Here is a 21,345-nt window from a genome sequence, read left to right as displayed (position 1 = left end):
GTAACACTTGTGGCCACAAAACTAGGCCGCATCGCGACGTCACGATTGAGCAACACATGACCGAGCGGAACAGCGCCGACCGTCTTGCGATGCGCGACGTCTGGCTGATCGCCGTCGCGTGCGCCGCACTCAGCGCGGTCGTCGCGGCGATGGCCGCCCTCAACACCGCACTGGCCGAGATCGCGCCCGACATCTCCGCCGACTCCGCGCAGATCACGTGGCTCGTCGACGGCTACACCCTGACGCTGGCGGCCCTGCTGCTGCCCGCGGGCGCCCTCGGTGACCGGTTCGGTCGGCGCGGCATGCTCATCGGCGGCATGGTCGTGTTCGGGGTGGCCTCGGTGCTGCCGGTGTTCCTCGGCGACCCGAACCTCATCATCGCGACCCGCTGCCTCGCCGGTGCGGGTGCCGCGCTGGTCATGCCCGCGACGCTGTCGCTCATCACCTCCGGCGTCCCGGAGTCGAAACGACCGATCGCCGTGAGCATCTGGGCCGGTGTCGCCGGCGCCGGGGCCATCGGCGGCTTCTTCGTGACCGGCATCCTCCTCGAGTTCTTCAGTTGGCATTCCATCTTCATCACCTTCGCCGGGGCGTCGGTGCTCATCGTCGCGCTCGCCTTCACCATCGGCACCTCGAGCGACAGCAATCCGCCGCCGTTCGACCTCCCGGGGTCGGTGACCTCCGCGGTCGCCATCGCCGCGTTCGTGTTCGGACTCATCGAGGGTCCCGTGCGCGGGTGGACCGACCCGCTGGTGCTGATCGCCCTCATCGCCGGTCTCGGCCTGGCGGCGGCGTTCATCCGACTCGAGACCCGGCGCGCGCATCCCCTGCTCGACGTCCGCCTGTTCCGCCGGCGGGCGTTCGGCTCGGGTGCGTTCGCGATCGCGCTGCAGTTCCTCGGATCGTTCGGCACGTTCTTCCTCATCCTGCAGCGTCTGCAGCTGATCATGGGGTACTCGCCCCTGAAGTCGGCGGTGGCGATGTTCCCGCTCGTGGTGGTCGTGATGGTGATGTCGCTGCTGGGCAACTGGCTCGCGGTCCGCTTCAACTTCCGCGCGGTGCTCGCCCCGGGGATGTGCATCTTCGGCATCGGGATCGTGCTGCTCGGGGCGCTCACCTACACCGAGTACTCGACCATCGCGATCCTGTTGTCGGTCATGGCCTTCGGGCTGGGCATCGCCACCGCGCCGGCCACCACCGCCATCATGGTGTCGACCCCGGTGGAGAACCAGGGCGTCGGCTCGGCCGTCAACGACACCGCGCGCGAGCTCGGGGCGGCCATCGGCATGGCGCTCGCGGGCAGCATCGTCGCCGCGGGGTACACCGCGCGCATCGGGGCCACCGCCGACGCCGCCCGCGATCAGTTGCGGACGATGGGAAATCAGCTCGCCGCGAGCGGGGACACCGCCCGCGGCCAGATGCTGATCAACCAGAGCGACACCGTGCGCGACACCATCGGTAGGTCCCTGGCGCAGGCGCGCGCGGTGTCGGAACAGATCGGTCAGAACATCCCGGGCCGTCTCGGCGCCGACATCTTCGACGGCGCCCAGCGCGCGTTCCTCGACCCGTCGAACCAGGCCTACATCGTGCTGGGCGCGCTGGTGATCGCCGGCTCGATCGTGCTGGGGTTCTGGGCGCCGAACCGGTTGGACGAGAAGGCGACCGGCACCACGGTCGTCTCGGCACCCGCCGACCGCGAGACCGATCCGGTTCGCTAGACCGCCGCGGCCGATCCCCCCGCCGCGGCACCCTGTGCCGCCGAGGTGGCCCACGTGTAGTCGGCCTTGCCCGCGGGCGACCGCTTCACGGCGTCGACGACGGTGAGCGCCCGCGGCACCTTGTACCCCGCGATGTGTTCACGACAGACGGTCTGGACGTCGGCGAGCGTGGGCGTCGGCGACCCCTCGACCACCGAGACGACCGCGGCGACCTTCTGACCGAACCGCTCGTCGGGGACGCCGACGACGAGGACGTCGTGCACCGCCGGATGCGCCTGCACCGCGGCCTCGACCTCCTCGGCGAACACCTTCTCGCCACCGGTGTTGATGCAGCCCGAGCCGCGACCGAGGAACACGACACCGCCGTCGGCGTCGAGTCGCCCCATGTCGCCGAGGATCGCCGCGCGACGTCCGTCGGGCAGGGTCACGAAGGTGCGGGCCGATTTCTCCGGGTCCTTGTGATAGCCGACCGGGACGCGTCCGACGCGCGCGATGTAGCCGATCTCCTCGGATCCGGGCTCGATCGGCGCGAGCTTCTCGTCGAGGACGGTGAGCGCGGGGTTCGACGTCGAGCGCAACAGTCCATCGGCCCCCATGATCAGCTCACCGTCGTTGCCCGTCTCGGAGGCCCCGAAGTTGTCGCGGAACCACAGGTCGGGTTTGATCGCCCGCATCCGATCGCGCACGGCGCCCGACCAGATCGCCCCACCGTTCGTCACCGACAGCAGGCCGCTCACGTCCAGCGTGCCCTGCGCGGCACGGTGTTCCATCTCCTCCACCAGCGGCGCACCCATCCCGTCGCCGACGATGAGCACGATCTGCACGCCGTGGTGCTCGATCGAGTCGAGGACCGCCGACGGGACGAAATCACGCTGCAGCACGAGTCGTCCGCCGTTGATGAAGAACATGAACAGCGAGTAGATGGCGGCACCGTGCATGAGCGGCGCGGCCAGCAGGAACGAGATCGGCGCGAACGTGCTCGCGTTGTGAGCGATCGCGGCGTGATCGGCCAACGGCTCAGGCCCGTAGGGGTTGCCGCCCGAGAGCGGCTTGTGGAAGAAGTCGTCGTGACGCCACACCACACCCTTCGGATAGCCGGTCGTGCCGCCGGTGTAGAGGATGTAGTGCTGATCGCCCGAGCGGGCCGGGAAGTCACGCGCGGTGCTGTACGCGGCGAGATCGACGATCCCGACCGACACCCGATTGTTCTGCGCGGCAGCGAGTTCCGGGGCGATGTCGCCGATCACCAGCACCGAACGCACGGCGGTCTGCGGCAGCACCGTGGCCAGGGTGCGTTGATGCTCGGGCAGCTCGACGAGCGCGGCGACGGCGTCGGAGTTGTCGAGGATGTAGGCGAGCTCGGTCGCGGTGTAGCGGTAGTTGATGTTGATCGCCGTGGCGCCGATCTTGAGCAGCGCGACGATGGCGTACACGTGCTCGAGGCTGTTCTTCAGGTACAGCGCGACGTGGTCGCCGGCACCGATCCCGTTGTCGCGCAGGAGGTGACCCATCGCGTTCGACCGCTCGTCGAGCTCGCGATAGCTGACGTCGACACCCTCGTAGCCGATCGCGATCCGGTCGGGCACCGCGTCGGCGATGGTCTCGAAGATGTCGCCGAGGTTGAAGTCGGTGGAGGTCACGTCGGTGGGGTCGAGGTCGGTCGCACTCATCGGGTCAACACCAATCCGCTCGTGGGGACACCGGTCCCCGCCGTCACGACGACGCGTGCCGCGCCGTCGACCTGATTGACCGAGTCGCCCCGCAACTGCCGGACGCCCTCGGCGATGCCGTTCATGCCGTGGATGTAGGCCTCACCGAGCTGGCCGCCGTGGGTGTTCAGCGGCAGTGCGCCACCCACCTCCAGTGCCCCGGGGACGCGGACGAAATCCTTGGCCTCACCGCGCCCGCAGAACCCGAGCTCCTCGAGCTGCATCAACGTGTACGGCGTGAAGTGGTCGTAGAGGATGGCCGCGTCCATGTCGCCGGGACGCAGACCCGACTGTTCCCACAGCTGCCGACCGACGAGGCCCATCTCGGGCAGGCCCGCGAGATCGTCACGGTAGTAGCTGGTCATGATGTATTGATCGGTGCCGCTGCCCGACGCCGCACCGGCGATGACCGCCGGGGTGTGCGGCATGTCGCGCGCCCGCTCGGCGGAGACGATCACCAGCGCGACACCACCGTCGGATTCCTGACAGCAGTCGAGCAGGTGCAGGGGCTCGGCGATGTAGCGCGAGTTCTGGTGGTCGTCGATGGTGATGGGCTTGCCGTGGAAGAACGCGTGGGGGTTGACCGCGGCGTGTTTGCGGTCGACCACGGCGACGGCACCGAAATCGGCACTGGTCGCCCCGTATTCGTGCATGTACCGCTGGGCGACCATGGCCACGAACGCCGCGGGTGTCGACAACCCGTGCGGGTAGCTGAAGGCGTTGTCGGTGCCCGAGGAGTTGTCCTGCGCGGCGAGGCCGGCGTTGACCTGACCGAAACGCATGCCCGAGCGTTCGTTGAAGGCGCGGTAGGCCACGACGACGTCGGCGACGCCGGTCGCGACGGCCATCGCGGCCTGCTGGACTGTGGAACACGCTGCGCCGCCGCCGTAGTGGATGCGGGAGAAGTACGTCAGCTCACCGATCCCGGCGGCGCGGGCCACGGCGATCTCGGTGTTGGTGTCCATCGTGAACGAGACCAGACCGTCGACGTCGGCGGGCGTCAATCCCGCGTCGGCGACCGCGGCCCGCACCGCTTCGGCGGCCAGTCGCAGCTCGCTGCGGCCGGAGTCCTTGGAGAAATCGGTGGCGCCGATGCCGACGATCGCGGCGGCACCGGACAGCGTGTTCGTCACGAACGACCCTTCCCCGCTGAGTGATCCACCGCAGTGTGATCGAGTTCCACGACGACCCGGGAGGTCACGTGCTTGCCCAGCGAGTTGGTCCCGACGACGTCGACGGTGGCCGTGCCGGCGTCGAGTGCGCTGACGGTGCCGGAGAAGGTGAGGGTGTCGTAGGCGTACCAGGGCACACCGAGGCGCAGGGTGATCGACCGGATCTGCGCCCGCTGCCCGGCCCACGAGGCGACATAGCGACCGACGAGGCCGGTGTCGGTGAGGATGTTGACGAAGATGTCCTTCGATCCCTTGGCGTGGGCGAGATCGCGGTCGTGGTGGACGTCCTGGAAATCGCGGGTCGCCAGCGCCGTCGACACGATGAACGTCGGTGTCGCCTCGATCGTCAACGCGGGCAACGTGTCACCGACACCCGCGGTCGGCGGGTGGGCGGGGACCGTCGTGGCGGTCGGGGCGGTCATGATCGCTCCTGATCGTCGAGGGGGCGCCAGGCGTAGAGGCACCAGGGGGCGTCGTCCGCGATGTCCGGGTGTGCCGGGATGTCGAGGAACTCGACGGTGACGCGCATCCCGATGGCGACCTCGGCGGGGTCGACGCCGCGCAGGTGGCCCAGCATGCGGACCCCCTCGTCGAGTTCGACCAGCGCGATGACGAACGGCAGCGTGCGGCCGGGCACCCGGGGCGCGTGGTGCACCACGAAGCTGTAGACGGTCCCGGTGCCCGCGGCCACCTGGTAGTCGGTCGGCTCCGTGTGGTCTTTCCACAGTGCGGGGACCGGGGGGTGGGTCAGGGCACCGTCGGGCAGACGTTGGATCCGCAGTTCGTGCCGGGCCACGCCCTCCCAGAAGAACGCGGTGTCGCGCGACGCGCTGGGCCGCATCAGCGACCCGGCGTCGAGGTCGGCGGTGTCGGCACCCGCCGACGAGACGATCGACTGTGCACTCGCCCGCTCGGCGGGCCGGAACTTCAGGATCCGGAAGTCCATCTCGGCGACCACCTCGTCGCCGACCGTCCACACGCTGTGGGTGGTGAAGAACCAGCCCTCCCCCAGCCCGGTCTGCTTGGGGCCGACCACGTCGGTCAACTCCGACGAGATCGCCACCTGTTCACCGGGGCGGGTGTAGCGGTGATACGTGGAGTCGCAGTTGGTCGCGACGACCGAGGTGTAGCCGGCATCGTCGAAGATCTGCGACACCGCCGAGAGCGGGTCGTCGTCGGGTCGCGCACCGTGGAGTCCACGCATCGTCCACACCTGCGCCATCGCCGGTGGAGCGACGATGCCGTCCCACCCGGCGGCGCGGGCCGCGGTGTCGTCGGAGTGGATCGGGTTGGTGTCGCCGATGGCCTCGACCCAGTTCGCGATCATCGGGGTGTTGATCGGATCCCGGCCCGCGACCGGGGCGCTCGCGCCCGCGGCGCGCACCGCGTCGGTGGCGGCACGGATGGTGTCGTCGGGGGACGGGGACTCGAGGGACATGGGGCGGCTACCGCGCCGCTCGCGGCAGACCGAGCCCCGCGGTCGCGATCATGTCGCGCATCACCTCGTTCACCCCGCCGCCGAAGGTGATCACGACGTTGCGTTTGGCCTGCGCGTCGAACCACTCCACCAGTTCCGCGGTGGCCGGATCGCTGAGATCACCGTAACGACCGATGATCTCGTCGATCAGGCGTCCGATCCGCTGCACCCGCTCGGTGGCGAAGACCTTCGTCGCGGCGGCGTCGGCCATCGAGATGGACTCGTTGCCCGATGACGCGATCTGCCAGTTCAGCAGTTCGTTGATACGTGTGTAGGCGGCGATCTCGGCCAGCGCCCGCCGCACGTCGGGGTTCTTCGCCGGGACGGCACCGTCGGCGGCCGGTCGGTGCGACCACGCCGTGATCCGCGCCAGCAGACCGTCCATCCGGCCGGCCGGACCGAGCATCACCCGTTCGTGGTTGAGCTGGGTGGTCAACAACTTCCAGCCACCGTTCTCCTCCCCGACGAGCATGCTCACCGGCACCCGGACGTCGGAGTAGTAGGTGGCGTTGACGTGATGCGCACGGTCGGCGGTGATGATGGGGGTGAAGCTGTAGCCCGGATCCCTGGTGTCGACGATGAGGATCGAGATGCCCTTGTGCTTGGCCACCGTCTTGTCCGTGCGTACCGCGAGCCACACGTAGTCGGCGTCGTGACCGCCTGTCGTCCAGAGCTTCTGGCCGTTCACCACGTAGGAGTCGCCGTCGCGGACCGCGGCCGTCGTCAGCGACGCCAGATCGGTGCCCGCACCCGGTTCGCTGTAGCCGATGGCGAAGTGGACCTCCCCGGCGAGGATCGCCGGCAGGAACCTCGCCTTCTGCTCCTCGGTGCCGTGGACCTGCAGGGTGGGACCCACCGTCTGCAGGGTGACCGCGGGCAGCGGGACATCGGCGCGGGCGGCCTCGTTGACGAAGATCTGCTGTTCGATCTCGCCGAACCCCTTGCCGCCGTACTCCGTCGGCCAGCCCACACCGAGCCAGCCGTCGGAACCCATCTGTCGGATCACCTTGCGATAGGTGGGTCCGTGGCGTTCGGTGCGCATGGTCACCGCGTCCTCGGCGGAGATCAGCGACGAGAAGTACTCGCGCAGCTCGGCTCTGAGCGCCTTCTGTTCGGGCGTGAGGTCGATGAACATCTCAGATCCCCTCTTCCACGGACGACTCTGCGAGCTCGTCTGCGAACACGGACGACTCCGCGAGCTCGTCGAGTCGGGCCATGGGACCGCCGACGAGACGCGCGAGATCCTTGACGATGGAGGCGTAGCGGTGCAGCGGGTAGGTGATGTCGACACCGACACCCCCGTGCAGGTGGGTCATGGTGCGTAGCGTCGCCGGCATCTCCGCGGCGAGCCAGTACGCGGCGATCGACAGATCGCGATCGGCGTCGAGCCCCTCCGACATCCGCCAGACCGCGGAGGTGACGGCGAGGTTCATCGACCGCCCGACGACATAGATGTCGGCGAGCTGCTGGGTGACGGCCTGGAACGTCGCGATCGGTTTGCCGAACTGGACGCGCTGGGTCACGTGGTCGGCGGTGATGCGCAGAGCTCCCGCGAGGACACCGTCGGCGTAGGCGGACAGGGCGAAGCGGTGGGCGTCGCGCACCACTCGCGCGTCGCGGGCCACCACGCGGTCGTCGGGTACGGCGACGTCGTCGAAACGCACGGTGTACTCGCCCCAGCCCGTCGACGACGGGGTCGCGGTCACGCTGACCCCTGCGGCGTCGGTGTCGACGAGGACGGCGCCGGAGTCGGTGGTGACGAGCAGTGCTGCGCTGCCCTGCGCGTGCAGGACCGCGGTCTTGGTGCCGCGCAGACGGCCGTGGGACAGCGACGTCTGCGGGGTGGTGGTCAGCGGCGAACCCGGCTCGGAGACGGCCACCGCGATGTGGCCACCGGCGTCGACGATCGTCTCCACCAGCGAGGCCGAGACCGGATCGGTCGCGACGGCGGCGGCGACCACCGTCCCGGGCGTCGGGGTGACGGCGGCCGCGCTGCCCAGGGCCCGCAGCAGCGGGTGCAGGCCGATCAACCCGACGTCGTCGCCGCCGTTGGCCGACGGCAGCGCAAGTGCGAGCAGACCGGCGCGGTGCACCGAGGAGTACAGCTCGGTGTCGAATCCACCGGGCTCGGCGAACTCCGCCTCCCAGACCGGTGTGTGACGGCGCAGCAGGTCCGACACCACATCGCCCACCGCGGTCGCGGTGGCATCGACGGTGAAGTCCACGGGGCGAACACCTCATCTCCAACTAGAACCTGTTCTAGTTGTAGCAGAGATGGGCCCCGGACCCCAGGGCCGCCGACCGGCCGGCTGATCGGGGGCGGTCATGACTCGCGACCGCCCCCGATCGCACCGAACACCCCCGGAGTGTTCGGGTCAGGGCTCAGACCGGCGACACGACGAGGGCGGAGGTGTAGCCGCCCATGCCGAGCGACGTCTTGAGGGTGAGCCCCGGCTCGGCGGTCGTGAGACCGTCGAGCAGGTTCGGGATGACCGCCCGCGACACCTGCGGGCTCGCGGGCACCTCGCCGTGGGTGAACCCGAGCAGCGACGCCGCCAGCTCGACCGCACCCGCCGCCGCCTGGCAGTGCCCGGCCAACGGCTTGACCGAGAACACCCCCGCGTTCGGCACCCGGCTCGTCGCGATCGTGCCCTCGGCGGCATCGCACTGCGCGGTGCCGGGGCCGTGGGCATTGAGGAACGCGATGTCCTCACCGGACACGCCGGCGTTCTCGAGCGCATCGTCGACGCATCCGAGGACATGGGTGAGCTCGGGATCGATCGACGTCGGATGGAAACCGTCGTGGGCCATCGAGCCGCCCAGGACATCGGCGTATCCGTCGACGTCACGCCGGTTGGTCATCACGTATCCGACCGCCGCCTCGCCGAAGGTGAACCCACGGCTGCCCTCCTGGAAGGGACGGCAGGCCGAGAGCGGCTCGTCGTCGGTGATCGCCACCCCGAGGCGCATGAACATGTTGACGATCTCCGGCGTGGCCGACAGATCGGTCGCGACCACGACGACGTCGTCGACCATGTCGGCGTCGAGCCACATCTTCGCGGTGATGACCGCCGCCGTCCCCGAGGTGCACATCGCCGACACACTCATCGCCGGCCCGTGGAACCCGTATTCGCGCATAAGCAGGGTGATCGGTGTCGACGGGGTCACCGCGACGTACTGCCGCGGGTTGAACGCGCCGGGGGTGCACGAGAACATCGGGTGCATCGCGGTGTCGTTCATGACCGTCGCGTGGACCAGTCCGACGCGACGCCCGGGGGTCCATCCGTGCGCCAGGGCGTCCTCGATCGCCTCGCGCGCGGCCCAGCGCATCGCCCGCGCGAAGCGGGTGGCACCGTCGGTGGGCTCGCCGCCGTCGGGCACCGCCACCAACCAGCCGGCCTCGTCGGGGGTCGAGCCGAAGCCCGCGTGCAGGCCGGCGGCCGGTTTGCCCGATGCGAGCCCTTCCCACAATCGGTCTCGACCCCATCCGTAACCGGTGACGGTGCCAACTCCGGACACACGGGAGTGCAAGTTCTTTGCCATGGTGAACTCCTTGTCGTTTGCCGCGATAAGCAGTCGCCTATCGTGAATCCGCCCAGGTCAGACGGCACTTCCCACGATCTCGTACTTTCGTGCCGGATGGCGAGTCCGGGATATTTCACAGACCTCGCGGATGCACTTCCGCATCACCGGGCACATGCGCTAACGATGTGCGGGACAATGGCCGCGTCGGTTCGCGACGAATCGGCCGCAAGCGAGGAATCGGAGTGGTCGTGTCGGTCGGGGGAACGTCGGACGGGGAGGCCGTCGGAGAGGTCGTCGCCCCGGCCGCGGCCCCGATGACGCCCTCGGCGGTCTCGCCGGTCGCCGAGCGGTACCGATTGCTCCTCGAGCTCAGTCCGGACCCGATCGTGGTCCACCAGGACGGCCGCGTGGTCTACGTGAACTCCGCGGCGGTGCGGTTCGGCCGTGTCGAGACGCGCGAGGAACTCCTGGGCCTGTCGATCACCGACTTCGTCCATCCCGACTCGTTGCCGCGCATGCTCGAACGCTTCACCGACATGGGCGACGAACCCGGGGCGGCGACCATGCCCGAAGAGGTGTTGATGCGCAACGCCACCGGGGAGACGCGCCCGATGGAGGTCACCTCGGTCCGCACCATCTGGGAGGACGCACCCGCCTACCAGGTGATCCTGCGCGACGTCGCCGCCATTCGCGCCGCCGAGACCGCGCTGCGACACCAGGCCGCGCTCATCGACCACGTGAGCGACGCGGTGGTCTCGGTCGACCGCGACCTGCACGTGCGGTCGTGGAACCGGGGAGCGTCGAGAATGTACGGCCTCAGTGCGCTCGACGCGATCGGCCGCCCACTGGGGACGGTCGTCGGCGCCGGCACCGACCCGAGTGCGATCGTCGCGATGGGCGGCGTGGTCGACGAACTGCACCACCGCTACGACAACGGCCGGTCGGTGCTCACCCGGGTCTCCGCGACGGCGATGGGCGACGGTTACCTGCTGGTCTGCGCGGCCACCCGCCGCCCGCTCATCGAGCGGCTCGGCGCGATCCTCATGTCCCTGCACCAGGCGGTCATCGTGGTGCGCGAGGGCGGCCGCATCGAGTTGGCCAACCCCGCGGCGGTGGCCATGCTCGAACTGCACCCGACGGCGGTGCCCGGTGTCGACATCGATTCGCTCGCACTCGATTTCCCCGACGACATCGAGTCGCCGATCGCCGCATGCCTGCGCACCGGGCTCCCGGTCGCCGACCGCACCGCGAAGCTGACGACGAGCGACGGCCGGCGCTGGTTGTCGTGCAGCGCCCGCATCATCGACGACGACGCCAACGGCGCGGCGGCCCTGGTGTCGATCGTCGACATCACCGACCGGCACGAGCGGACCTCGCAGCTGGCGTGGGAGGCCAATCACGACCACCTCACCGGACTGCTGAACCGCGGCGGGATCCTCCGCAGGCTCGCACGGGAGATCGACGGTCTGAGCGCCCCCGAGGACCGCGTCGCGGTCTACTACCTCGACCTCGACAACTTCAAGCTCGTCAACGACTCCCTCGGCCACTCCGTGGGCGACGAGGTGCTGCAGACCATCGCGCGCCGACTCGACGCCATCACCCCCGCCGGCAGCGCGATCGGCCGGATCGGCGGCGACGAGTTCGTGATCGTGACGCCGCTCTCCGACGACTTCGACGACCGGATCGAGGCGCAGAGCCAGTCGGTTCACGCCGCGATGGGCGCGGCGATCGCGCTGGGCACCCGTAGCGAACGACTCACCATCAGCATCGGTGTGGCCGTCGCCGGCCTCGGCGACGGACGGTCACCGACCGACCTGCTCCGCGACGCCGACATCGCGCTGTACCAGGCCAAGCTCGAATCCAGTTCGCGCACACCCTATGTGCGCTTCCGAGTCGAGCACCGTGAGGACCTGCAGCGCCGTCAGTCGATCGAGCAGGATCTGCGCGAGGCCCTGCACTCGGGGGCCCGCGGTCTGTTCATGGAGTACCAGCCGATCGTCGCGACCGGCGACCAGCGGGTCGTCGCGGTCGAGGCGCTGTTGCGCTGGGACCACCCGACGTTGGGCCGCATCTCGCCGACCGAGTTCATCCCGATCGCGGAGATGACCGACCTCATCGACCTCATCGGCGACCACGTCGTCCGCACCGCCACCACCGAGTTCGCCGCGGCGCCGTGGACGTCGGAACTCACCCTGTGCGTCAACATGTCCCGTCGCGAGCTCACCGACCGGCGGTTGCTGTCGAGGCTCACCGACGCGATCACCGAGTCCGGCATGGCGCCGGAACGGTTGTGCGTGGAGATCACCGAGAGCGCACTCGCCGAGAGCGACACCCGCGCGCCGGTGACCCTCGCCGCGATCCGCGAACTCGGCATCCAGGTCGCGATCGACGACTTCGGCACGGGTGCTTCGTCGTTGAACCAGCTCTACCGCCTGCCCATCAGCATCCTCAAGACCGCCAAGCCGTTCGTCGACGCCCTCGACGAGAGCGTCGAGGCCCAGGCGATCCTCTCGAGCATCGTGGCGATGGCCCACACCACCGGGATGCGCGTGGTCGCCGAGGGTGTCGAGACCTCCAGTCAGGCGGCGAAGGTGAAGGGTGTCGAGTGCGATTTCGCGCAGGGGTACTACTACGCGACGCCGACGTCACTCGCCGCGATCAGGCCGCTCGTCGACGCCGACGGCACCGCGCCGGACTGAGATCCGCGAAGCGCCACCATTTCTCAGCGCGGTAGGCCGAGGATCCGTTCGGCGGCGGCCGAGGCGAGCACCTGCGAGGTACCTCCCGCGATGGTGAGGCATCGGTTGCGCAGGTACAGGTCGGCGGCGTCGGAGGTGGCGAGCCCGGCCTGACCCAGTGCGCTGACCGCGAACTCGGGCACCGCCTGACGGTGCCGCGCGCCGATCAGTTTGCGGACGCTGGAGATCGCGCCGGGATCCATCCCGGCGATGCTCGCCAGCACCGACCGCGCGTCGAGCACCCGGCCGATCTGCGCGTCGACGCACAGGGCGCCGAGGGTGTCGCGTGCCACCGGCGACAGCGGATGGCCGTCGGCGAGCTGCTCGAGGAGCGATTCCATCTCCTTGCCCAGGCCCGAACCGCCCATCGCGACGCGCTCGTTGGCCAGCGTGGTGCGGGCGAGTCGCCAGCCTCCGTTCACCTCGCCGACGAGGCAGTCGTCACCGACGAACACGTCGTCGAGGAAGACCTCGTTGAACAGGGCGTTGCCGGTGATCTCCCGCAGCGGCCGCACGTCGATGCCCGGACTGCGCATGTCGACGAGGAAGTAGCTGATGCCCTTGTGTTTCGGGACGTCGGCGTCGGTGCGGGCGAGACAGATGGCCCAGTCGGCGGTGTGGGCCTCCGAGGTCCAGATCTTCTGGCCCTGCAGGAGCCACCCGCCGTCGGTGCGGGTGGCGCGGGTGCGCAGCGACGCCAGGTCGGAGCCGGCCTCGGGTTCGGAGAACAGCTGACACCAGACGATGTCGCCGGCGAGGGTCGGCGCGACGAATCGCTCGCGCTGGGCGTCGGTGCCGTGTTCGAGGATCGTCGGGATCGCCCATCCGGCGATGACGATGTCGGGGCGGGTCACCCCTGCGCGCTCGAGCTCGTCGTCGAGCAGGATCTGTTCGGCCGCACCGGCGCCGAGGCCGTAGGGGGCGGGCCAGTGCGGCATCAGGTAGCCGGTCTCGGCCAGCGCCCGACGGGTGTCGGCGGCCGACGCGATCCGCTCGCAGGTCTGCCGGAACTCGCTGCGTCGCCCCTCGACCGCCGACAGGTCGATGTCGACGCGTCTGCGGGTACCGGCCAGCGCGGCGTCGGCGCACTGCGCGCGCCACGGTTCGCTGCCGCCCAGCACGGTCCGGATCGACAGCGCGGCGCGGAGGTAGAGGTGCGCGGCGTGGTCGAAGGTGAAACCTATGCCGCCGAGCACCTGGATGCAGTCCTGCGCGGTCGCGACGGGCAGGTCGACGGCAGCCGCGGCGGCCACCGCGGTCGACAGGGCGAGTTGGTCCCCTTCTCCGTCTGCCCCGTCTCCGCGTACCCCGTCGGCGACGGCGTGCGCGACATCCCAGGCGGCCGCGGTCATCTGCTCGCTGCGGCACAGCATCTCCGCGCACAGATGCTTCACGGCCTGAAACGACCCGATGGGCGCGCCGAACTGGGTGCGGACCTTGGCGTACGCGACGGCGGTGTCGAGCGCCCAGCGGGTGATGCCCGAGGCCTGGGCGGCGAAACCGGCGACGAGTCGGGCCGCGACCACCTCGGCCGGGGTGTCGATGACGGCGGCCGCCGCGACCCCACGCAACGACAGCGACGCCACCCCGGCCCGACCGTCGAGAGCGGTGGCCGTCTTGAGGTCGACACCCGGTGCGGACAGGTCGACGACCAGCCACCGACGAGGGCCGTCGGCGTGATCGTGGGCGTCGGCCGCGAGCAGCGCCAGCCCGTTCGCGGTCGCGCCGACCACGGTGAGGGCGTCGGCATCGACGAGCACGCCGTCGGCGCCGTCGCGGGAGCGCGCCCCGACCTCCGTGCCCTTTGCGACACCCGCCGGGGCCAGGGCTACGCTGCGGTCGCCGGTGAGCAGGGTGGCCCCGAGTTCGGACCCGGCGAGCAGCTCGGCGGTGACCGCGGTCGCGACCAGCGGACCGGGCACGAGATCGTGTCCGCACTGTTCGAGCATCACCGCGAGATCGACCGGCGACGCGCCGAGTCCGTCGAGGTGCTCGGGCACCGTGACCGCGAACAGACCCAGGTCGGCGACCTGCGGCCAGATCTGCGTCCACGTGTCGGTGCCGCCACGGGGATCGGTGTGGTCGATGTCGGCGCGGACCAGCCCGACGGTGTCGACGTGCTCGGCCCATCGGTGGACGGCGTCGGTGAACGACGCGTGCTCACTGGTGTCGGCAATCGTCATGGATCTGCCCTCACATATCTCACCGATCACGAAACTAGAACGTGTTCTAATCATGCCAGGCGCCCGGTCGAGCAGGAAGCCGGGGAGGACGTCGTGTGGTGGGAACGGTGCGGCAAGTCGTCGACTTCGACGGCCGCGGCATATCGTTGATCCATTCGAGAACCGGTTCGCTCGCCACGCGGCGTGCGAAGTGAGGATGTGACCCATGGCCACGCCGGCGACACCGGGCGGATTCGCGCCCACGACCGACAGCCCACCTGCGCAGAGCCCGCAGGGTGAGAGTGCTGCCGACTCCCGTCGGCCCACCGCCCCGCAGCAGAGTGGCGCCGACACCGACCTCGGTTCCAGCGCGCAGCGCGAACGCCGCCGCCGCATCCTCGACTCCACCCTCGCGCTCGCCTCCAAGGGCGGCTACGACGCCGTCCAGATGCGCGCGGTGGCCGACCGCGCCGACGTCGCCGTCGGGACGCTGTACCGCTACTTCCCCTCCAAGGTCCACCTGCTGGTCACCGCGCTCGCGCGAGAACTCGAACGCGTGGAGGGTCGCGCCGACCGCAGCAAACTGCAGGGGGACACCGCCCTGGAGCGACTGCGCCACGTCCTCGACCTGATCACGCTGGCGATGCAGCGCGATCCCCTCCTCACCGAAGCGATGACCCGTGCGTTCATGTTCGCCGATGCCTCGGCCGCCGCCGAGGTCGACGCGGTGGCGGCGGTCATCGACCGCCTGCTCGCCAACGCGATGGTGACCGGGACACCCACCGACGAGGACCTCAAGATCGCACGCGTCATCTCCGACGTGTGGATGTCGAATCTCGTGCAGTGGCTGACGCGGCGGGCCACGGCGACCGACGTCACCAACCGCCTCGAACTCACCATCGAGCTGCTGCTGGCCGGGCGCGAGTCGCGCTCGTGACCGTCGCGTCGATCGCCCTGCCGCGACTGGCGCACATCGGCTCCGGCGCCCTCGACCGTCTCGGATCGGTGATCACCACCCTCGGTGTGCATCGCCCGGTCGTCGTCACCGACCGGTTCATGGTCGATGCGGGTGTGGCGCGGCGCGTGCTCGACCTCCTCACCGAAGCCGGGGCGACCCCGACACTGTTCGACGGCACCGTGCCCGACCCGACGACCGCGTCGCTCGACCCGGGTCTCGAGGCGGTGCGCGCGGCCGACGCCGATGCCGTCATCGGCCTGGGCGGCGGATCCCCCATGGACACCGCGAAGGCCCTGTCGGTGTTGTTCGCCAATGGCGGCACCATGGGCGACTACCGTGCGCCCGGCCCCTACACCGGGCCGGCGCTGCCGATCATCGCGATCCCAACGACCGCCGGATCGGGTTCGGAGGCAACGCAGTTCACGGTCATCACCGACAGCGACACCGACGAGAAGATGCTGTGCCCGGGGTTGTCGTTCCTGCCGATCGCCACCATCGTCGACGTCGACCTGACGATGTCGATGCCGGCTCGTCTGTCCGCCGACACCGGCGTCGACGCGCTCACCCACGCCATCGAGGCCTACGTCAGCCGTAAGGCCAACCCGTTCAGCGACGGCCTCGCGCTCGCCGCGATGCGCACCGTCGCCGGCGCCCTGCGTCGGGTGTACGCCGACGGCTCCGACCGTGAGGCCCGCGCGGCGATGATGGTCGCCTCGACCCAGGCAGGCATGGCGTTCTCGAATGCCTCCGTCGCGCTGGTGCACGGCATGAGTCGGCCCATCGGCGGCCACTTCCACGTCGCCCACGGGTTGTCGAACGCGATGCTGCTGCCCGCGGTCACGCGGTTCTCGGTCGATGCGGCACCCGAGCGGTACGCCGACTGCGCCCGCGCCATGCGCGTGGTCGGGGACGGCGTCGACGACCCGAGCGCGGCCCACGCACTCGTCGACGAGCTCACGCAGCTGTGCGCCGACGTCGAGGTCCCCACCCCCGCCACCTACGGCATCGACGCCGACGACTGGTCGTCGCGACTGTCGGTGATGGCTGAGCAGGCTCTGGCCTCGGGATCGCCGGCGAACAATCCCCGGGTACCTGACGCCGACGAGATCATCGGGCTCTACCGCGAGATCTATCAGTAGGTATTTTCCCTCTGCCAGACCGTCCTGCGGCCGCCTACTGTCCCCGATATGACAGACGACTTCAGCTTCTTCCCGCCCCCGCCGGTACCGCCCGGGCCGGGGTCGGCGGCGGCATATCCGTACGTCGCGCCGCAGCGTCCGTCGCGGACCGCCGACGTCATCGTGACCTCGCTGCTGCTCGCCCTCTACTGGGGCGGCTTCGCATTCGTCGCGTTCTTCAGCCTGTTCGGGATGATGATCACCGACTCGTGCGGCGTGAACGACTGCAACTACGGGAACATGAATCTCGCCTACATCCTGCTCGACGGGGTCGGCGGGATCGTGCTGCTCGCTGCGTCGATCGCCGCGATCGTGCTCATGGCGCGCCGCCGTATCGCCTTCTGGGTTCCGCTTGCCGGCATCGCGATCCAGTGCCTGTTGCTGGCGGCATGGGTCGGGCTCATGGGCACCGTGGTGCCGTGACCGATGGGGCGCTTCAGCGCACCATGCGCAGGGCGATGCGGGCGTAGGCGGCACCGAGCTCGATCGGGTCGCGATAGGCCCCCGAGGGGAACCATCGGCACACGTCGACACACAGCGAGGAGATCGCCAGCACGATTCCGTCGACGTCGTCGATGTCGAAATCGCCTGCAGCGCGGCCCGCGTCGGCGATTGCCGTGATCACGGCGACGGTCTCGCGCCGGATGCCCACGATCTCGCGGTAGTGGGCCGGGGTGAGGGCACCGAGTTCGTACTGGACCACCCGGGCGAGGCTCGAGAACTCGGCCTGCCACTGGGCGAACGCCGCGACGACGGCCTCGAGCCGCACCGCCGGCGTCGCCTCGGGGTCGTCGACGGCGCGCATCGCCGCCAGCACGCTGTGGTGCCCCTCGAGCGCGATGTCGAAGAGCAACTCCTCCTTGGAGTCGAAATGCGGGTACATCGCGGTCGCGCTCATGTTGAGTCGGCGGGTGATCTCGCGGGTGGAGGTGCCGGCGTATCCCGACTCGGCGAAGGCATCGATCGCGGCGCGACGAATGCGATCAGCGGCCCCGGCGCGTCCGGTGGTGGTGCTCATGAACTCTCTCGACTCTTGTGCGTGTGGTGGGCACGGACCATTGACGATCGGCGCACCCGGAGAGCATCATAAGCGGGCGCTCATTTATTAGCGAGTGCTCATATCGAGGAGATCTCATGGCCGACCCGTTGTCCCGTCGCGACATCGACTTCCTGCTCCACGAGTGGCTCGACGTCACCGCGCTCACCGAGCGTGAGCGTTTCTCCGAGCATTCGCGCGAGACCTTCGACGACGTGTTGTCGCTGAGCGCCGACATGGCGATCGAGCTGTTCGCGACGCACAACAAGAAGGGTGATCAGAACGAGCCGTACGTGGGCGAGGACGGCAAGGTCGTCCTCATCGACGAGGTGCGCACCGCGCTGGCCGAGTTCACCAAGTCCGGTCTGATCGCCGGTTCGTTCGACGAGTCCGTCGGTGGCCTACAGCTCCCGTCGGTGGTGAGCAAGGCGTTGCTGGCGTGGTTCCAGGCCGCGAACCCGTCGTCGTCGACCTACCCGTTCCTCACCGTCGGCAACGCGAACCTCCTCGCCGAGTACGGCACGCCCGAGCAGATCGACACCTGGGTGCGGCCGATGGTGGAGGGTCGTTTCTACGGGACGATGTGCCTGTCGGAGCCGCAGGCCGGATCGACCCTCGCCGACATCACCACCAAGGCGGTCCCCGCCGACGACGGCAGCTGGCGGCTGACCGGCACCAAGATGTGGATCTCGGCCGGCGAACACGAGCTGAGCGAGAACATCGTCCACCTGGTGTTGGCGAAGACCCCTGGCGCGCCCGCGGGCGTGAAGGGCATCTCGCTGTTCATCGCCCCGAAGTACCTGCCCGACGGCACCCGCAACGACATCGCGCTGGTGGGCCTCAACCACAAGATGGGTAATCGCGGAACCACCAACTGCCTGTTGAACTTCGGCGACGGTACCCACTCCCCCACCGACGAGAAGGGCGCGGTCGCCTATCTCGTGGGTGAGGAGCACCACGGCCTGATGTACATGTTCCACATGATGAACGAGGCCCGCATCGGTGTCGGGTTCCTCGCCACCGCCATCGGTTACGCCGGTTACCTCGCCTCGCTCGAGTACGCAAAGGTGCGTACCCAGGGTCGTCCGCTCGACAACAAGGACCCCAGCTCGCCCGCGATCCCCATCATCGACCACGCCGACGTGCGGCGGATGTTGTTGGCGCAGAAGTCCTACGTGGAGGGCGCGCTCGCGTTGGGGCTCTACGCCTCCAAGCTCGTCGACGAGGAGCAGACCACCGAGGGTGAGACCCGCGACAACGCGCACCTGCTGCTCGAGGTGCTCACGCCGATCGTGAAGAGCTGGCCGTCGCAGTGGTGCCTCGAGGCCAACAGCCTCGCCATCCAGGTGCACGGTGGCTACGGCTACACCAAGGAGTTCGACGTCGAGCAGTTCTACCGCGACAACCGGCTGAACCCGATCCACGAGGGCGCCCACGGAATCCACGGTCTCGACCTGCTCGGACGCAAGGTGGTGATGAACGGCGGCAAGGGTCTACAGCTTCTCGTCGGGGCCATCACCGAGACCGTCGACCGCGGGACCGCTGCCGGTGGACCGGCCGCCGAGTACGCGACACAGCTCAAGGCCGCAGCCGACCGCCTCGCCGAGGTGACCGTCGCTCTGTGGTCGGCCGGTGACGTCTCGGTGTCGCTGGCGAATTCGACCGTGTACCTCGAAGCCGCCGGCCACGTGGTGATCAGCTGGATCTGGCTCGAGCAGCTGCTCGCCGTCGCCGACAAGGCCGGCGACTTCTACGACGGCAAACGAGCTGCGGCACAGTACTTCTTCCGCTACGAGCTGCCCAAGACCGGACCCCAGTTCGACCTCCTGGCCTCCCTCGACCGCACCACCCTCGACCTGGAGCCCGCCTGGCTCTGACGTGCTGACCGTGTGGAAACGGCTGGCCGAGGTCGTGCTGACTGTGCGGAAACGGCTGGCCGAGGTCGTGCTGACTGTGTGGAAACGGCTGGCCGAGGTCGTGCTGACTGTGTGGAAACGGCCGTCGAGTGTGCTGACCGCGGATCGTGAGCCGACGACGAGACAACGCACACTCGACGACCGGCTTCCGCACCGTCAGTGGTAGTACAACGCAACCAGACAAGCGAAATACACTCACGTTCAACACTATTCACTGAAATCAATCTCCCCTGGTTCGAACATCCGTGCTAACCTGGATGTACAGAACCACCTGGGGAGGGGGCAGCGGTGAGCGATCTCTTGGCGAAATACGCTGCCTTCGAGCAACTCCTGGATGAGATGGACGAGGCATCGTCGGACAGCTACGACCAGAAGACGCTCGCCGAGGTGGCGATCCGGCACGAACGGATCGCGCGGCGCTACCACGCGGCCGGGAACCGGCGGATCCTCGAGGTCTCCGACCGCGACGCTCACCGCGCCGTCGGATGCGTGACCCTCACCGAGTTCCTGCAGACGAAACTGCGCATCACGCAACCGAAGAAGCGCCTCAAAGAAGTGCAGGCACTCGAGCCGATGCACGCGATGACCGGCGAGACACTCCCACCGGTCTGTCCGAACACCGCACGCGAGTTGGCCGCCGGGTCGATCGGCCCCGACCACGTCCACGCCGTCCTCGACGTCATGAACAAGATCCCTGCCGCGGTCGACCCCGAGCATCGTGCGTTCGCAGAGAAGACGCTCGCCGAGTTCGCCACCACGCTCACGCCGAAGGAGATCGCCGCCGCAGGGGTGCGGATCCTCGCCCACCTCGATCCCGACGGGACCCTCACCGACGACCGTGACCGAGCACGGAATCGGAAACTCAACCTCGGCTGCCAGGACAGCCAGTTGATGTCGAAGCTCACCGCGACACTGGATCCGATCACGCGTGCGCTGTTCGACGTGGTTCTCGCGAAATGGGCGGCACCCGGCATGAACAACCCCGACGACGACCAGTCACCCAAGGGCGATCACGGCGACGCCGATGCAGAGCTACTGAAACAAGCGGCTGACCGTGATTGCCGGTCGCAGTCCCAGCGCAATCACGATGCGCTGAAAGCCCTCCTCGACGCCGCCGTCACCGGCGGCCTGCTCGGCGGATCGCATCGTGGGCTGCCACCGCAAATCATCGTCTCCATCACCGACGCCCAATTACGCGAGCACGCCGGCGTAGCACGCACCGCCACCGGCAGCGACCTCCCGATCAGCGATGTCGTGAAGTTGGCCGCTGATGCGCAGACCCACCTCGCCGTGTTCAGCGACGTCACCGGCGAACCACTGTTCTTCGGCCGTACCCGGCGCCTCGCCTCACCCGCGCAACGGCTGATGGCGTTCGCGAAATACGGCGGCTGCAGCAAAGACAACTGCCAGGTCCCGTTCGCCCACAACGAAATGCACCACGCCGAACAGGACTGGGCGGACGGCGGACTCACCGACTCGTCGCACATGGCACCCGCATGCGGACCGCACAACCGCGCCGTCGGCACCGAACCCCATCAATGGACCACCGAGAAGATCACCGACGGACCCGACCGCGGCCGCTACGGCTGGCGACACAACACCGACCCACCCGAGACACTCCGCGCCAACCAGCTACACCGGATCGACGAACTCCTCGAGCGATACCGGAACCCACTCGACACGGTCCCGGCATTGAGTCGACGGTTCGACATCACCTGGCCTGGGTTCGAGTTGTACCCGGCGGCCTAGCGGACGT

General features: G+C 69.0%; 16 protein-coding genes. 7 read left to right on the top strand and 9 right to left on the bottom strand.

From position 1 onward, the window contains the following. Nucleotides 1-56 precede the first annotated feature (56 nt). Nucleotides 57-1,718 carry an MFS transporter gene (locus ACQ7HM_RS14100; RefSeq protein ID WP_434216858.1) on the top strand — a complete coding sequence of 554 codons (1,662 nt, stop codon included), beginning with the start codon at nucleotides 57-59 and terminating at the stop codon, nucleotides 1,716-1,718. On the opposite strand, the gene ACQ7HM_RS14095 is transcribed toward ACQ7HM_RS14100, so the two are convergent. The 7 genes from ACQ7HM_RS14095 to ACQ7HM_RS14065 form a co-directional block, all read right to left on the bottom strand. Continuing rightward, nucleotides 1,715-3,388 carry an AMP-binding protein gene (locus ACQ7HM_RS14095; RefSeq protein ID WP_434216857.1) on the bottom strand — a complete coding sequence of 558 codons (1,674 nt, stop codon included), beginning with the start codon at nucleotides 3,386-3,388 and terminating at the stop codon, nucleotides 1,715-1,717. The genes ACQ7HM_RS14100 and ACQ7HM_RS14095 overlap by 4 nt on opposite strands. Beyond that, on the bottom strand, nucleotides 3,385-4,560 hold the full coding sequence (locus ACQ7HM_RS14090) for a lipid-transfer protein (RefSeq protein WP_434216856.1): 1,176 nt from the start codon (nucleotides 4,558-4,560) through the stop codon (nucleotides 3,385-3,387). The genes ACQ7HM_RS14095 and ACQ7HM_RS14090 overlap by 4 nt, the downstream gene beginning before the upstream one ends. Then, nucleotides 4,557-5,021, bottom strand: coding sequence for a MaoC family dehydratase (locus ACQ7HM_RS14085; RefSeq protein WP_434216855.1), 465 nt, complete (start codon nucleotides 5,019-5,021; stop codon nucleotides 4,557-4,559). The genes ACQ7HM_RS14090 and ACQ7HM_RS14085 overlap by 4 nt, the downstream gene beginning before the upstream one ends. Continuing rightward, the gene (locus ACQ7HM_RS14080; protein ID WP_434216854.1) at nucleotides 5,018-6,037 is read right to left on the bottom strand and encodes a bifunctional MaoC family dehydratase N-terminal/OB-fold nucleic acid binding domain-containing protein; all 1,020 of its coding nucleotides are present in this window, start codon (nucleotides 6,035-6,037) and stop codon (nucleotides 5,018-5,020) included. The genes ACQ7HM_RS14085 and ACQ7HM_RS14080 overlap by 4 nt, the downstream gene beginning before the upstream one ends. A gap of 7 nt (nucleotides 6,038-6,044) precedes the next feature. Next, entirely contained in the window at nucleotides 6,045-7,211 is a 1,167-nt protein-coding gene (locus tag ACQ7HM_RS14075; protein ID WP_434216853.1) for an acyl-CoA dehydrogenase family protein, read from the bottom strand. Nucleotide 7,212: 1 nt separating this feature from the next. Beyond that, the gene (locus ACQ7HM_RS14070) at nucleotides 7,213-8,301 is read right to left on the bottom strand and encodes an acyl-CoA dehydrogenase family protein (RefSeq protein WP_434216852.1); all 1,089 of its coding nucleotides are present in this window, start codon (nucleotides 8,299-8,301) and stop codon (nucleotides 7,213-7,215) included. A gap of 157 nt (nucleotides 8,302-8,458) precedes the next feature. Continuing rightward, nucleotides 8,459-9,619 carry a beta-ketoacyl synthase N-terminal-like domain-containing protein gene (locus tag ACQ7HM_RS14065; protein WP_434216851.1) on the bottom strand — a complete coding sequence of 387 codons (1,161 nt, stop codon included), beginning with the start codon at nucleotides 9,617-9,619 and terminating at the stop codon, nucleotides 8,459-8,461. Between the two features lie 230 nt (nucleotides 9,620-9,849). On the opposite strand from ACQ7HM_RS14065, the gene ACQ7HM_RS14060 reads away from it, so the two are divergent. After that, nucleotides 9,850-12,300, top strand: coding sequence for a sensor domain-containing protein (locus ACQ7HM_RS14060; RefSeq protein ID WP_434216850.1), 2,451 nt, complete (start codon nucleotides 9,850-9,852; stop codon nucleotides 12,298-12,300). Nucleotides 12,301-12,323: 23 nt separating this feature from the next. Here the strand turns inward: ACQ7HM_RS14060 and ACQ7HM_RS14055 are convergent, their stop codons facing one another. Beyond that, nucleotides 12,324-14,522, bottom strand: coding sequence for an acyl-CoA dehydrogenase (locus tag ACQ7HM_RS14055; RefSeq protein ID WP_434216849.1), 2,199 nt, complete (start codon nucleotides 14,520-14,522; stop codon nucleotides 12,324-12,326). A gap of 205 nt (nucleotides 14,523-14,727) precedes the next feature. Between ACQ7HM_RS14055 and kstR the strand changes: the two genes are divergently transcribed. The 3 genes from kstR to ACQ7HM_RS14040 are packed head-to-tail and all read left to right on the top strand — an operon-like array spanning nucleotide 14,728 to nucleotide 17,060. Then, nucleotides 14,728-15,438 carry a cholesterol catabolism transcriptional regulator KstR gene (gene kstR, locus ACQ7HM_RS14050; RefSeq protein WP_434216848.1) on the top strand — a complete coding sequence of 237 codons (711 nt, stop codon included), beginning with the start codon at nucleotides 14,728-14,730 and terminating at the stop codon, nucleotides 15,436-15,438. Beyond that, on the top strand, nucleotides 15,435-16,598 hold the full coding sequence (locus ACQ7HM_RS14045) for an iron-containing alcohol dehydrogenase (RefSeq protein ID WP_434216847.1): 1,164 nt from the start codon (nucleotides 15,435-15,437) through the stop codon (nucleotides 16,596-16,598). The genes kstR and ACQ7HM_RS14045 overlap by 4 nt, the downstream gene beginning before the upstream one ends. A gap of 48 nt (nucleotides 16,599-16,646) precedes the next feature. Continuing rightward, entirely contained in the window at nucleotides 16,647-17,060 is a 414-nt protein-coding gene (locus ACQ7HM_RS14040) for a hypothetical protein (RefSeq protein ID WP_434216846.1), read from the top strand. 13 nt (nucleotides 17,061-17,073) lie between these two features. Here ACQ7HM_RS14040 and ACQ7HM_RS14035 read toward each other — a convergent pair whose 3' ends face one another. Beyond that, nucleotides 17,074-17,655, bottom strand: a complete 582-nt coding sequence (locus tag ACQ7HM_RS14035) for a TetR/AcrR family transcriptional regulator (RefSeq protein ID WP_434216845.1) — start codon at nucleotides 17,653-17,655, stop codon at nucleotides 17,074-17,076. 116 nt (nucleotides 17,656-17,771) lie between these two features. Between ACQ7HM_RS14035 and ACQ7HM_RS14030 the strand changes: the two genes are divergently transcribed. Together ACQ7HM_RS14030 and ACQ7HM_RS14025 are read left to right on the top strand one after the other, a co-directional pair. Continuing rightward, complete coding sequence (locus ACQ7HM_RS14030; protein ID WP_434216844.1) at nucleotides 17,772-19,550, top strand: acyl-CoA dehydrogenase; 1,779 nt, start codon at nucleotides 17,772-17,774, stop codon at nucleotides 19,548-19,550. A gap of 327 nt (nucleotides 19,551-19,877) precedes the next feature. Further along, nucleotides 19,878-21,338: a DUF222 domain-containing protein gene (locus ACQ7HM_RS14025; RefSeq protein WP_434216843.1), complete on the top strand. Its 1,461-nt coding sequence runs from the start codon at nucleotides 19,878-19,880 to the stop codon at nucleotides 21,336-21,338. Nucleotides 21,339-21,345 lie beyond the last annotated feature (7 nt).

It is taken from the genome of Williamsia sp. MIQD14, from assembly GCF_051025635.1.
GTDB lineage: Bacteria > Actinomycetota > Actinomycetes > Mycobacteriales > Mycobacteriaceae > Williamsia_A.
This window is presented reverse-complemented; position numbering and strand designations above follow the sequence as displayed.

Coding starts and splice junctions, on each gene's coding strand:
- ACQ7HM_RS14085 (WP_434216855.1), bottom strand. CDS start 5,021: ATGACCGCCCCGACCGCCACGACGGTCCCCGCCCACCCGCCGACCGCG.
- ACQ7HM_RS14030 (WP_434216844.1), top strand. CDS start 17,772: ATGGCCGACCCGTTGTCCCGTCGCGACATCGACTTCCTGCTCCACGAG.
- ACQ7HM_RS14100 (WP_434216858.1), top strand. CDS start 57: ATGACCGAGCGGAACAGCGCCGACCGTCTTGCGATGCGCGACGTCTGG.
- ACQ7HM_RS14065 (WP_434216851.1), bottom strand. CDS start 9,619: ATGGCAAAGAACTTGCACTCCCGTGTGTCCGGAGTTGGCACCGTCACC.
- ACQ7HM_RS14040 (WP_434216846.1), top strand. CDS start 16,647: ATGACAGACGACTTCAGCTTCTTCCCGCCCCCGCCGGTACCGCCCGGG.
- ACQ7HM_RS14080 (WP_434216854.1), bottom strand. CDS start 6,037: ATGTCCCTCGAGTCCCCGTCCCCCGACGACACCATCCGTGCCGCCACC.
- ACQ7HM_RS14035 (WP_434216845.1), bottom strand. CDS start 17,655: ATGAGCACCACCACCGGACGCGCCGGGGCCGCTGATCGCATTCGTCGC.
- kstR (WP_434216848.1), top strand. CDS start 14,728: ATGGCCACGCCGGCGACACCGGGCGGATTCGCGCCCACGACCGACAGC.
- ACQ7HM_RS14095 (WP_434216857.1), bottom strand. CDS start 3,388: ATGAGTGCGACCGACCTCGACCCCACCGACGTGACCTCCACCGACTTC.
- ACQ7HM_RS14055 (WP_434216849.1), bottom strand. CDS start 14,522: ATGACGATTGCCGACACCAGTGAGCACGCGTCGTTCACCGACGCCGTC.
- ACQ7HM_RS14075 (WP_434216853.1), bottom strand. CDS start 7,211: ATGTTCATCGACCTCACGCCCGAACAGAAGGCGCTCAGAGCCGAGCTG.